Origin of the sequence: Pseudoalteromonas simplex (genome assembly GCF_015278155.1) — a bacterium.
In the GTDB taxonomy this organism is placed as follows: Bacteria; Pseudomonadota; Gammaproteobacteria; order Enterobacterales; family Alteromonadaceae; genus Pseudoalteromonas; species Pseudoalteromonas simplex.
In genome coordinates this window covers 1-13,217 of sequence record NZ_JADILN010000016.1, presented here as the reverse complement: position 1 = coordinate 13,217, position 13,217 = coordinate 1, and the positions used below count along the sequence as shown (strand labels likewise).

At 42.1% G+C, this 13,217-nt stretch carries 12 protein-coding genes; 3 read left to right on the top strand and 9 right to left on the bottom strand.

Features of this window, described 5'->3' with window-relative positions; translation table 11 throughout:
• Window positions 1–42: 42 nt before the first annotated feature.
• The 3 genes from recG to asnC are packed head-to-tail and all read right to left on the bottom strand — an operon-like array spanning window position 43 to window position 3,382.
• Complete coding sequence (gene recG / locus IRQ78_RS19110) at window positions 43–2,124, bottom strand: ATP-dependent DNA helicase RecG (protein WP_194442930.1); 2,082 nt, start codon at window positions 2,122–2,124, stop codon at window positions 43–45.
• A gap of 38 nt (window positions 2,125–2,162) precedes the next feature.
• Window positions 2,163–2,879, bottom strand: a complete 717-nt coding sequence (gene trmH / locus IRQ78_RS19105) for a tRNA (guanosine(18)-2'-O)-methyltransferase TrmH (protein ID WP_194442929.1) — start codon at window positions 2,877–2,879, stop codon at window positions 2,163–2,165.
• Between the two features lie 44 nt (window positions 2,880–2,923).
• The gene (gene asnC / locus IRQ78_RS19100) at window positions 2,924–3,382 is read right to left on the bottom strand and encodes a transcriptional regulator AsnC (protein ID WP_054554220.1); all 459 of its coding nucleotides are present in this window, start codon (window positions 3,380–3,382) and stop codon (window positions 2,924–2,926) included.
• A gap of 197 nt (window positions 3,383–3,579) precedes the next feature.
• Between asnC and asnA the strand changes: the two genes are divergently transcribed.
• Window positions 3,580–4,575, top strand: a complete 996-nt coding sequence (gene asnA / locus IRQ78_RS19095; RefSeq protein ID WP_194442928.1) for an aspartate--ammonia ligase — start codon at window positions 3,580–3,582, stop codon at window positions 4,573–4,575.
• 48 nt (window positions 4,576–4,623) lie between these two features.
• Here the strand turns inward: asnA and IRQ78_RS19090 are convergent, their stop codons facing one another.
• The 6 genes from IRQ78_RS19090 to IRQ78_RS19065 form a co-directional block, all read right to left on the bottom strand.
• The gene (locus IRQ78_RS19090) at window positions 4,624–6,228 is read right to left on the bottom strand and encodes a DUF342 domain-containing protein (RefSeq protein WP_194442927.1); all 1,605 of its coding nucleotides are present in this window, start codon (window positions 6,226–6,228) and stop codon (window positions 4,624–4,626) included.
• Window positions 6,229–6,381: 153 nt separating this feature from the next.
• Window positions 6,382–6,774, bottom strand: coding sequence for a RidA family protein (locus IRQ78_RS19085; protein ID WP_054554223.1), 393 nt, complete (start codon window positions 6,772–6,774; stop codon window positions 6,382–6,384).
• Window positions 6,775–6,785: 11 nt separating this feature from the next.
• Window positions 6,786–8,891, bottom strand: a complete 2,106-nt coding sequence (gene spoT / locus IRQ78_RS19080) for a bifunctional GTP diphosphokinase/guanosine-3',5'-bis pyrophosphate 3'-pyrophosphohydrolase (protein ID WP_138601110.1) — start codon at window positions 8,889–8,891, stop codon at window positions 6,786–6,788.
• 130 nt (window positions 8,892–9,021) lie between these two features.
• Window positions 9,022–9,297, bottom strand: a complete 276-nt coding sequence (rpoZ, locus tag IRQ78_RS19075; RefSeq protein ID WP_054554225.1) for a DNA-directed RNA polymerase subunit omega — start codon at window positions 9,295–9,297, stop codon at window positions 9,022–9,024.
• Between the two features lie 103 nt (window positions 9,298–9,400).
• On the bottom strand, window positions 9,401–10,021 hold the full coding sequence (gene gmk, locus IRQ78_RS19070) for a guanylate kinase (RefSeq protein WP_054563423.1): 621 nt from the start codon (window positions 10,019–10,021) through the stop codon (window positions 9,401–9,403).
• Window positions 10,022–10,191: 170 nt separating this feature from the next.
• Entirely contained in the window at window positions 10,192–11,052 is an 861-nt protein-coding gene (locus IRQ78_RS19065; RefSeq protein WP_138601109.1) for a YicC/YloC family endoribonuclease, read from the bottom strand.
• A 181-nt stretch (window positions 11,053–11,233) separates the two neighbouring features.
• Between IRQ78_RS19065 and rph the strand changes: the two genes are divergently transcribed.
• Window positions 11,234–11,947, top strand: a complete 714-nt coding sequence (gene rph, locus IRQ78_RS19060; RefSeq protein ID WP_054554228.1) for a ribonuclease PH — start codon at window positions 11,234–11,236, stop codon at window positions 11,945–11,947.
• 22 nt (window positions 11,948–11,969) lie between these two features.
• Complete coding sequence (gene pyrE / locus IRQ78_RS19055) at window positions 11,970–12,614, top strand: orotate phosphoribosyltransferase (protein ID WP_054554229.1); 645 nt, start codon at window positions 11,970–11,972, stop codon at window positions 12,612–12,614.
• Window positions 12,615–13,217: the final 603 nt, after the last annotated feature.

Sequence of the window (13,217 nt, the reverse complement as noted above, 5' to 3'; positions counted from 1 at the left end):
GCTGGGCTTTTTTTGTTGAACAAAATTATACTGAAGTTAGCTTTAAGCTTGTGCGTAGTTTGATTTGCCTGCAAGCCAGCGTTGAATCAATTTATCGGTAAGTTCTGGGTAGTCATTCAATATTTTGAAAGCGATGGGTCTGACATGATTAAGTGTTTGTTTATCGCGGTTTAGGTCGGCGATTTTGAATTCAGCTAAGCCTGTTTGTTTGGTGCCAAGTACTTCACCTGGGCCACGGATTTCGAGATCTCGCTCAGCAATCACAAAGCCATCATTACTTTCACGCAGCACACCTAAGCGCTTTTGCGCTGTAGCTGATAATGGCGCGTGATAAAGTAAAACACAGTGTGATGCCGTTGCCCCACGACCAACACGGCCGCGTAGCTGGTGGAGTTGCGCAAGCCCTAACCGTTCAGGGTTTTCAATAATAATAAGGCTCGCATTAGGCACATCAACACCCACTTCAATCACGGTTGTGGCAACCAGTACATGAATAATACCTGCCTTAAACTCACTCATAATGGCTTGCTTTTCGGCGGCTTTCATCCGGCCATGCACCAAGCCAACGTTTAGCTCTGGCAGTGCTGCTTTTAATTGCTCGGCGCTATCCTCGGCGGCTTGGCATTGCAGCACTTCAGATTCATCAATCAGGGTGCAAACCCAATACACTTGACGACCTTGCTCTGAGCATGCTGTTCTCACACGTTGAATAATTTCGTCTCGGCGTGCATCAGGAATCGCCACCGTTGTAATAGGCGTTCTACCGGGTGGTAACTCATCAATCACTGAGGTTTCTAAATCAGCGTAGGCTGTCATTGCTAAGGTTCGCGGGATAGGGGTTGCAGTCATCACTAATTGGTGTGGGTAACAGTCACCGAAGCGGCCTTTTTCGCGTAGTGATAAGCGCTGATGAACACCAAAGCGGTGTTGCTCATCTATGATAATTAAAACGAGATTATTAAACTCAACCTGTTCTTGGAATAATGCATGGGTGCCAACAATCATTTGTGCTTCCCCAGAGGCGATTTTTTCCAAAGTCGCTGCTCGCTCTTTACCTTTACTTTTGCCACCTAACCAGGCAACTTCAACACCGAGTTGATTAAACCATTGGCTAAAGTTGATGCCATGTTGCTCTGATAAAATCTCTGTTGGTGCCATTAGCGCTACTTGATAGCCTTCGCTGATAGCACTGAGCGCACTGAGCGCTGCGACTAAGGTTTTACCAGAGCCGACATCGCCTTGTACTAGGCGCATCATCGGAAACGGGTGTTGTAAGTCACCTTTGATTTCTGCCACAACACGACTTTGTGCGTTGGTTGGGCTAAAGGCTAAATTAGCTAAAAACTGTTGCTCAAGTTGGTTATGCGGCTTTAAAGCAACCGCTTTTACCGTTTGCCCTTTTTGGCGTAGCTTTAAAAGGCTTAAGTTTTGCGCAAGCAGCTCTTCAAACACTAGCCGTTGCTGGGCAGGGTGCATACCTTGTTCAAGGGCAGTTAAATCAATATCGTTTTGTGGACGATGTAAGGTCATAAGTGCATCGGCTAAACGCATTCCGGTCGGCTGAAACTGTTCTGGTAGCAACTCTTCTACAGGGTACTTAGTTAATAGCGCAAGTGCTTGATCGCTAAGCGCACGAATAGATAATTGTTTAAGTCCTTCGGTAACAGGATAAACCGGCGTAAGCGTGGTGTTCGTTGGTTGCTCAGAAAGGGTATCCGATAAGCTGTATTCCGGATGTGTCATTTCAAAGCCAACTCTGCCACGGCGGATCTCACCAAAGCAACGAATGATTTTACCTGCACTTAAGGCATTTTTTTGAGCCGCGCTAAAGTTAAAAAACCTGAGCGTTAAACGGCCCGTGCCATCATTTACTTGGCAAACCAGCATGCGCCTTTTTCCAAAAGTAATTTGGCTGGTTTCAATGGTGGCTTCAACACTAACATGGCTATGCGGTTGGAGTTCGCAAATTGGGTGAATGCGGGTGCGGTCTTCATAGCGATGAGGCAAATGAAACAGCATGTCTTGTACCGTATGAATATTTAGCTTAGCAAGGCGCTCGGCCATTTTTGGGCCGACGCCTTTTAATTCTGTAATTGGGTATAACGCTAAGCTTGGATGACTCAAAGGTGACTCAAATTATTAATTAGTAGACTTTTTTCAGTTTACTTGCACTCGTTAGTGGCTTCAAGCGGTTGCGTGTGTTTTAAAATGTTCCAGAACGTTTCATCAGCAACAATTTCACCACTTTCATCCAGCTCAGGGTACGGCAGCTCTTTTTCGCGGCATTGTTCAGCGATGATAGGGTGGCAGCCTTCAAACAAAATACGATGCTTAACTTTCGCATCAAGCATATCGCGGTTATAAAGACCTGCTTCTTCACGTTGGCGCTGTGCTTCAAATAAAATAAGTGCTGCTGCAACAGATACATTAAGAGATTGCACCATTCCTTGCATTGGGATGATGATGTTTTTATCAGCATGAGCGAGGGCACGCGGCGAAATACCATCACGTTCTTGACCAACAATAACAGCTGTCGGTTTGGTGTAATCAATTTCACGAAAGTCGACTGCGTCGTCGCTGAGGTGAGTTGCTAAAATTTGTACATCAGGATTTTGCGCACGCATCATGGCTACGGCTTCATCGATATTGCGATGTAAGTGAGTTTCGAGCCAGTTTTTACTACCACCTGAAGTATTGTTAGTTAACCATTTTTGATTCTCTGGCCATACAGCATGAACATGATGGCAGCCTGTCGCGTCAGCTGTGCGGGCAATGGCCGATAAATTATGATGCTTATGTACTTCTTCTAAACAAACCGTTAGGTCCGTTTGGCGGCGATCTAACACGCGCTTAACACGCTCAAAGCGAGTTGTATCCATAGTTGTGTGCTCGTTGACGGATTCTAATTGGCGCTGATTATACCCTAGGGAACAACAGCACGGCTAATAGGGTTTTGTAATGAGATCAGCGTTTCTGTTGATTGAATTGCTTCGATGGCTTGTATTTTGTTAATTAACACATCTTGTAGATGATCAATTGAGCGCGCCATCACCTTGATAAATATACTGTAATTACCTGTGGTGTAATAGGCTTCTACGACTTCTTCTAGCTCTTTTAAATGCAGTAAAGTTTGTGGGTAATCACGTGCATTGTTGAGGTTAATACCAATAAAACAGCAAACATCGTAACCAAGCTGTTTGGCATCAATACTGACTTGGGTGCCTGTAATAATTCCCGCTTGTTTCATCTTTTCGACCCGAACATGAATAGTCCCGGCACTGACTGCAAAGCGTTTAGCGAGTTCTGCATACGCTGTTCGCGCATTTTCCATTAACGCATTAAGGATGTTTTTATCGAGATTATCGATTTGATAATTTTCCATGGTATTTCGTAGTGTTAATTATTGAATCAATAAATTTTATAGCATTATTTTTATGAAAATTTCAATGTTAAGTTCTTTTTATTGCGGGTTATTGAAAATTATCTTTGTTTGGTTGAGGATTGTTTTAACAGGAGGGGCCAAGCAGCGGGTTTCTCTAATTAAGCAAGTAACAATAACTGGGAATGAGGCCAATTATTATGAGTTCACACTACCTGCAGCAACAGCAGCAAATTAGTAAAGTAAAACAGTTTTTTTCAAGCCAATTAGAACAACAATTAGGGTTAGTTGAAGTACAAGCGCCGATCTTGGCAAAAGTAGGCGATGGTATTCAAGATAACTTAAGCGGTACTGAAAATGCTGTATCGGTAGCAGTGAAAACAATTCCGGGTAGCCAATTTGAAGTCGTGCACTCTTTAGCTAAATGGAAACGCAAAACTTTAGCCGATTACGATTTTTCGGTAGGTGAGGGGCTCTATACGCACATGAAGGCCCTTCGCCCAGATGAAGAATCTTTAAGCCCAATTCACTCGGTGTATGTTGACCAATGGGATTGGGAAAAAGTAATTTGCGAGAGTACAGAGCGTACCTTAGACAAGCTTAAAGAAACCGTAACATCACTTTATCAGGCTATTAAAGCAACCGAACGCTTTGTATCAAGCGAGTTTGATTTAACGCCATTTTTGCCAGAGAAAATCACCTTTGTACACAGTGAACAGTTACGTCAGATGTATCCTGACTTTACTGCAAAACAACGTGAAAAAGCGGTAGCACAAGAGTACGGTGCGGTATTTTTAATTGGTATAGGTGGCACACTTGCAGATGGCAAAATTCATGACATACGAGCACCGGATTATGACGATTGGTCAACACAAACCTGTAGTAAATTTGCAGGCTTAAACGGTGATATTTTAGTTTGGAACCCTGTGCTTGAAGATGCATTTGAAATCTCTTCAATGGGCATTCGTGTTAGCCCAGATGCCTTAGCTACTCAATTAGCGATTACAGGCGACCAAGCTCGTTTAGAGTTTGATTGGCATAAACAGCTACTGGCGAAGCAGTTTCCGCAAACAATTGGTGGTGGGATTGGTCAATCACGACTCGCTATGTTGCTGTTACAAAAACAGCATATCGGGCAAGTACAAGTTGGTGTTTGGCCTGAACAGCTAAAACAGCAAGTGGAGGGAATTCTCTAAGTTAAGATTAATGACCCTGGTAAAAAGAGGCTTAAAGCCTCTTTTTTATTAACTGGTTTTAAACTCCACCTCAACCTTGTTCTCTTCAAGCTTAACCTTGCAAGGGGGGTACTTACGGTTTGTACGTAGCACTTTTTCAAAAATATGTATTTCTACCCCTGAATGCAGTTTTTTATTAACGACTAATTGCGCATCTTCCAGTAAATCATGCAGGTGATGCTCTAAGCTAGAGAGCTTTTTCTCAAGAATTTCTGCTTGCTCGCAATAGTGCATTTGTGTGGCACCTATCTTTGCGAGTAATTGTTTTTTCTTTTCGGCGTCTTTAACTTGGTCAGCTTTTTCGATAGCCGCTTGCAAAGTATCTAGCTGTGAATCTGTTTGTGCTAAGTCTTTTAAACACTGATCTGTTTGTGCGGTGACATCAGCACCTGAAGCTGCTAAGTGAATGATCATTTTAGCACCCGATTCATTGCCGATTTCGCCAGCAATTAATATTTGTGCATCTAGGACCTCTCCACCAAATAGCTTGCCTTGCGGATTATCTTCTTGGCCTATTTGCAACAGCTTAGTGGCTTTCATTGTGCAATGGCTGGCTTGGCGTTCTATGAGAATATTATTGGCTTCAAGATAGCAGTACTGACCATGTGATAAGTGAATGTCACCTTGGCTGATAATATTACATGATAACTTTTTATCTTCGAGCTGGTGGCCAATTACGCCTTGTTTTATAGTGATATCACCAGCTGCTGATAAATGGCCAGACTCCACTGTACCCATAACTGTGATATCGCCTTTGGCATTAATACGCATGCCAGGTTCAACGTTATGAGTCACAATTACGCTACCTTCAAAATCTACGTGGCCACTTTTTACGTTTACATCGGCAATAGTAAAAATATCATCAACACGCATACCATTTGCAATATCAACGGGTACACCAGCGATCACAGAAATTAGCTCTAGCGGGTTGTTTTTTGATATTTCGGTGCCTTCACCTGCGACTAGTTTGCTGTTCTCCCCCGGTTTTGCAGGAAGTACATCACCAGTAACGGTAAAACCTTCTTTGCCAGGAGTTGCAGGAATCTGTTTTATAAGTAATACACCGGGTTCGACACTGGCGAGTTTGCCAAAGTCACGCATATCGGCTGTGCCGTCTTCACGTAGTTTAGGTTTTTTTAAGCGGTCTTTTAATGTTTCAACCTGTGGTACGAACTTAGATGGTTGGCCATCAATCGGTAACCGGCCTTTTGCGAGCACACCTTTAGAAACTTCACCCGCAGGTAACTCAAACTGTTGTTGTAATAACTTTTCTAAGAAAGCTTGTTTGTACCCGCGAGCAACGCCCGCTCTGATAAGCTCCTTTTTAGCTTCATCAAGCGTCATAACTTTGCCGCCTTCAGCAAGAGTAAGTTCGCCTGTAGCAAGCATTTTATCATCGCTTAGGGTTACAACTAGGCTCGCATCATGTTTAGAGGCAACAACAAGCATGCGCTCGTTAGAGTCACTTTTGAAGAATTTATTGATAGCTTCATGATCCACTCTGCATTCGCAAAATGGTGACTTTTCTAATGCTTCGATAATAAACGCAGCACTAGGAGGCGAGTTTTCATGAACATCTAATAAAACGTTGCCGTTGTGAGCGAGCTTAAACACGTGGAGATCCTTTTTTACTACATTAGCTAAAGGTTTTATTTGTTATAACAACAGAGTGCTAGAGATTTGCTAATGAGTCAAGAATTTCGGGTGAGGGAAGTAATAACTTTTTCTAAAAAAGTGCCAGCAACTTTGTGTTGCTGGCAGGGCTGACTAGTTTGTTGAAGGTAGCTCCATGATACCGTCAATCTCAACTTGCACACCTTTTGGTAACGCACGTACGCCAATTGCGGCACGTGCAGGGTATGGCTGCTTAAAGTACTGACTCATTACTTCGTTGACAATCGCAAAGTTAGATAAGTCAGTTAGAAAGATATTTACTTTCACCATGTCTTGAATTTGGCCGCCGGCAGCTTGGCAAACAGCTGTTAGGTTTTTGAATACTTGGTGAGTTTGCTCAGTGAAGTCTTCAGAGATCACTTCCATTGTTTCTGGTACAAGTGGAATTTGACCTGATAAATAAACAGCCGTGCCTACTTTAACTGCTTGGCTGTAAGTACCGATAGCTGCAGGCGCATTATCAGTAGAAATAAAAGATTTGTTCATGATTATCCTTGTTACTTTTTACGATAGACTCTTTGCACATCAGGCATAACGCGAATGCGGCGCATAATGTTAGCAACATGAACGCGATTTTTAACCGTGATGCCTAAATCTATCATGTATAAATTACTTTCTTTTTCGTCAGTCGCTATTTCAACAATATTGGCTTGGGTTGAGGCAACAACATTGGTTAATTTAGCCAGCGCACCTTGGTGATTAATAATCTCAATACGAAGGGCCGCAATATATTCTTTCTCTGGGTTATCGTCCCATTTTACAACGAGGTATTTTGAGCGCTCTTTTTCCCAACCACGAATATTTTTACATTCTTGGCGGTGAACCGTAAGGCCTTTACCTTGGCTGATATAAGCTGTAATAGCATCCCCCGGGACTGGGCGGCAGCATTTAGAGTAATTAACTAACATGCCTTCAGTACCTATGATGGTCGCTTTTGCTTTTTGTGCTAGGTCGTCTAGGTCGTCTGCATCAACTTGCATCAAGCGTTTTGCAATAAGCACACTCATGAGATTACCTGAGCCTATTTCGACTAGTAGCTCAAGGACGGTATTTAGTTCATGCTCTTGAAGTACACGGCGAATGTTTTCATCTGGAATATCATCCAGTTTGGTTTCACCAAGTGCTGAGTCTAGTAAACGTCGACCGAGCAGCATGGCTTCTTCATGCTGTTGGCTCTTCAGGTAATTGCGAATACCTAAACGTGCTTTACCTGTTACAACGAAGTTTAACCAAGTTGCATTAGGGTGTGCTCCAGAGCTGGTGATGATTTCGACCGTTTGCCCTGTATCAAGCGCTTTGCTGAGTGGGTGAGGTTTACGGTTAACGCGTGCCCCCACACAGGTATTACCTACATCAGTATGAACTGCATAAGCAAAGTCGACTGCTGTCGCACCCATGGGTAGCTCAACGATACGGCCATCTGGCGTGAAAACATAGATCTCTTCAGGGAATAGCTCTGTTTTAACGTTTTCAACAAACTCAAAAGACGAACCAGCGCTTTGCTGAAGTTCCAGTAAGCTTTGCATCCATTGGCGAGCACGTTGTTGTGCTGTGTGGCCTGCATTATCACCGGCTTTTTTATACATCCAGTGAGCAGCGACCCCTTTATCTGCCATATGATCCATATCGTGGGTACGAATTTGAATCTCAACAGGAATACCATGAGGGCCAACTAATGAGGTATGAAGCGACTGATAACCATTGGTTTTTGGTACAGCAATATAATCTTTAAAGCGAGTTTCGATTGGCTTGTAAAGGTTATGCGCAACACCTAATACGCGATAACAGGTATCCATATTATCAACATTGATACGAAACGCGTAGATATCCATCACTTCGTTAAACGAAAGCTCTTTATTAAGCATTTTTTTGTAAATGCTATAAAGGTGTTTTTCGCGGCCAGATATAGTTGCTTCGATGCCAGACTCTTCTAAACGTGCTTCAATTTCAGTTTTAATATTACTGATAACTTCTTTACGGTTACCACGTGCTTTGACTACTTCTGATCTTAATGCGCGATGACGCATCGGGTATAACGCTTGAAAGCCTAAATCTTCTAATTCATTTTTAATATCGTGAATACCAAGGCGGTTCGCAATTGGTGCGTAAATCTCTAGGGTTTCACGGGCAATGCGACGGCGTTTGTCAGGGCGCAGTGCGCCTAAAGTACGCATGTTGTGAGTACGGTCAGCCAATTTAATTAAGATCACGCGAATATCTTGCGTCATCGCCATGATCATTTTGCGGTAGTTTTCGGCTTGGAATTCTTTTTTATCTTTAAAGCTGAGTTTATCTAGCTTACTCACCCCTTCAACAAGCTCGGCAACGGTGTCGCCAAAAATTTCAGCTAAGTCTTGTTGGCTAAAGTCAGTGTCTTCAATCACGTCATGCATCAGGGCAGCCATCAGCGTTTCGTGGTCTAAGTGCATGCCGGCAAGTATTTGTGTCACTTCGACAGGGTGGGTGATATAAGGCTCGCCACTTGAGCGTGTTTGGCCTTCGTGGGCTTCGCGAGCGACCACGTATGCTTTTTGTACCAGCTCAATCTCAGCGGGTGGTAAGTATTCGGATATTTTCTTTTTGAGGCCTTCGAATAGATACAAAGTCACACTCCAATGCGCAAATGAAGTAAATCGGTAACGGTATGAATAGAATATACGATGAAAAGAAGGGCTTGCCAACGGCTAGTGTAGAAATACTAGCCGTATAGCTAAATCAAAGCGGGGAGCTCGATTACTGGTTGCCACCTACGATAGCAGCCACAGCAGCCATCTCTGCTGCTTCTTGATGTTGTTGTTCTTCACGATCAATTAAGTCCATAGAAGAGCTATCTACTAACCCTTTCTCAATTTCACGTAAAGCAATAACCGTTGGTTTGTCATTTTCAGCATCAACGAGTGGATCTTTACCACCAACCGCGATTTGGCGGGCACGACGAGCCGCAACTAAAATTAAGTCAAAACGATTACCAATTGCATCTACTGCATCTTCAACAGTTACGCGAGCCATCTTAGCACTCCAAATAAATTCTTAAGCAAAGGCGTAGTTTACTGTACCAAGTTAAATTCGCCAATAGCTTGTGGTTAATTTTTATCTTATTCTTAAAAAAGTATTACTTAAGTAAGTTCTCTAATAACGCCTGATGGCGCACAGTTTGGCTTTTTAACGATAAACGTTTAGCCATAACGATAGTTTCGATTTCTGTAAGTGCAGTATCAAAGTCATCGTTAACAACAACATAATCATACTCATTATAGTGTGATGTTTCTGATTGTGCTTTTGCCATTCTTCCTGCGATTACCTCAGCAGAGTCTTGACCACGGTTATTTAAGCGTGATTCAAGTTCTTCTTTTGATGGTGGAAGAATAAAGATAGTCTCAACATCATCAACTAATTTGCGTATTTGCTGAGCACCTTGCCAATCGATATCTAAAAATACGTCAATACCTGCTGCAAGTTGGCTTTCGATTGCTTGCTTAGACGTACCATAGTAGTTATCAAACACTTGCGCCCATTCAAAAAAGTCATTTTTCTCAATTAGCGCTTTGAACTCATCCACAGAAACAAAGTGATAGTGCACACCGTTTTCTTCACCCGGACGAGGTGAGCGAGTAGTGTGCGAAACCGATACTTTCATATCGCTGTGTTTCTTTAGTAAAGCACCAATTAAGCTTGATTTACCAGCCCCTGATGGAGCTGACAAGATAAATAAATTTCCGCGAGTTTGCGCCATGATCTGTCTCTAATAAAAAATAAACAGGCTCGGACTATCGCTAATCCAAGCCTTTAATTGAACTATTGTACTTTATTTCGCTAAAAGTGCTCAAGTTTGCCTGCTTTTAGACTTTTCAAAAACAAAAGACCCAGCAGGTGCTGGGTCTTATAAAAAACTGTAAAGCGTGCTTATTCAATATTCTGAATTTGTTCGCGCATTTGCTCGATTAACACTTTTAGTTCTACCGCAGCGTTTGTGATATCACTGTTGATAGACTTTGATGCTAATGTGTTTGCTTCACGGTTAAACTCTTGCATCATAAAGTCTAGGCGTCGGCCACATGCGCCGCCTTTAGTTAAGATTTTTTTGGTTTCTTTAACATGTGACTTTAAGCGATCTAGTTCTTCAGCAACATCTTGCTTTTGTGCAAGGTAAATAAGCTCTTGCTCAAGGCGAGACTCATCGATGTCTGTTTTTAGTTCTTCTAGCTTTTGGTTTAGTTTTTCGCGCTGCCATTTAGCGATTTCTGGTAAGTGGCCTTCAACAATAGTTACTTGCTCTAAAATAGCATCAAGGCGAGTTGCGATCATTTCTTGTAAGTTTGCGCCTTCATCGCCGCGAGCTTGTTTAAAATCTTCAATCACTTCATCGAAGCCTGCAATTAGCGCAGTGTTTACGCTATCCATATCGAGCTCTTCAGCTTCCATCACGCCAGGCCAACGTAAAATATCAACTGGGTTGATGTCACCATTGCTTTGGTTTTGCACCCATTGTGCGCTTTTAATTAATTGTTCAGCGAGTGATTCGTTAATCGTTAACTCACCAACATGCGCTGGATTTGCAGCAAACTTTAAGAAAACTTCAACTTTACCGCGTTGTAAATGTTTACGTAAACGCTCACGAATAACCGGTTCCATGCCACGAAATTGCTCAGGTGCGCGGATAAAAGTTTCAAGGTAACGTTGGTTTACTGAACGAATTTCCCAAGTGCCAGTGCCCCATTCGCCTTTAATTTCGCGGCGCGCATAAGCTGTCATGCTGTGGATCATGGATGATTTCCTAGTGTTATTAAATTTACAAAGTTGACTGATTATACCGAATCAGCTTTTAACCTCTAGCGTAAATTTTCTGAAATGTGCTTTTCTGATGCAGTTAATTATGTAAATGAACATGGCATCTAGCACCACATCGACTTATAATGTGGCAAATTCAGAATTAAGGGGATCGTTAATGCGTCCAAGCGAAAGAACACCTAACCAAATTAGACCGGTTACATTCACACGTAATTACACTATGCATGCTGAAGGGTCAGTATTAGTAGAGTTTGGAAATACTAAAGTTTTGTGTACAGCAACTGTTGAAGCTGGTGTACCACGCTTTATGAAAGGCCAAGGTAAAGGTTGGGTTACGGCTGAATACGGTATGTTACCTCGTTCAACACATACTCGTAATGGTCGTGAAGCATCGCGCGGTAAGCAAGGCGGTCGTACTATGGAAATTCAACGCTTAATCGCACGTGCACTTCGTGCTGCGGTTGACTTGAAGGCGTTAGGTGAAAACACCATTACTATCGATTGTGATGTAATTCAAGCAGATGGCGGTACACGTACGGCATCAATCAGTGGTGCATGTGTTGCATTAGTTGATGCACTTACTTACATGCGTAGTAAAGGTATGATCAATTCAAACCCACTTAAGCATATGATTGCGGCAATTTCAGTTGGTGTATATAAAGGTCAACCAATTAGTGACCTTGAGTACCTAGAAGATTCTGAAGCCGAAACAGATATGAACGTGATCTTGACCGAAACTGGCAAAATCATCGAAATCCAAGGCACAGCTGAAGGCGAACCTTTCTCATTCGACGAACTTGATGAGCTACTTACATTAGCTAAGCACTCAATTCGTGAAATTATCGACGTTCAAAAGCAAGCATTAGCTTGATAAAGAAGTAGGTTTATTAGTTATGAAAGATTATCAAAAAGAGTTTATTGAATTCGCACTTGAAAAGCAGGTGCTTAAATTTGGTGAGTTTACTTTAAAGTCTGGCCGCACTAGTCCTTACTTTTTCAATGCTGGTTTATTCAATACCGGTCGTGACCTTGCACGCTTGGGTCGCTTTTACGCTGCAGCACTTGAAGATGCGGGCATTGATTACGATGTATTATTCGGCCCTGCTTATAAAGGTATTCCAATCGCAACAACAACAGCGGTTGCTTTAGCAGATCATCACGACAAAGATGTACCATATTGTTTTAACCGTAAAGAGAAAAAAGCACACGGTGAAGGTGGTACATTAGTAGGTTCTGAACTTAAAGGTAAGATCATGTTAGTTGATGACGTGATCACTGCAGGTACAGCTATTCGTGAGTCTATGGAAATCATTGCAGATAATGGTGCAGACTTAAGTGGTGTTTTAATTGCACTTGATCGACAAGAGAAAGGCAAAGCTGAGTTATCTGCTATTCAAGAAGTCGAGCGTGACTTTGGCACTAAAGTTATCTCTATTGTAAAACTAGCTGACTTAATTAGTTACCTAGAAGCCAAAGGTACAATGGATGAGCATTTAGCTGCAGTAAAAGCATACCGTGATCAATACGGCATTGCTTAACACCTAAAAACGCGAACAATTTAAAGGCCTAGCTATATTGCTGGGCCTTTTTGTTTTTAGAGTCTTGTACTTTTATGGCCTTAAATACGGTTAAAAAGTTACTGAAGCGTTAATAAAGTTTCTCTTTTGTGGTGTTTAGACTAAAAAGGATACAAAAGGCAGTTTTTTTAAAGTTTTCTCAAAAAAGTGCTTGCGTTAATTCGCTGCATCCCTATAATGCGCATCCACCGACACGGCGGACTGCTTACAAAAAAGCAAAACGACGAGTTGGTTGAGTCAAGTAAGACTGAGTTTTGAAAAGATAAACTTTTCTCAAAATTAAGTGTTGACAAAAATAACGGCTTGCGTAGAATGCACAGCCCTTGAGACGCAAAAGTATCTCAAACGTTCTTTAACAATATAAAGCAATCATCTGTGTGGGCACTCGTACAGATTGAGTTCTAACAGCAGATTCTAGTTCGCTAGATGACGCAAACAAATTTAGAGTCTCAAATGTAACTGAGTGACTTCATAGTCAATTCGATATCGAAAGATATCAAAATCAGAATTCATTGAGCATGGTTTGAAGTTTACTTCAAACAAAAAACTTTTAATTGAAGAGTT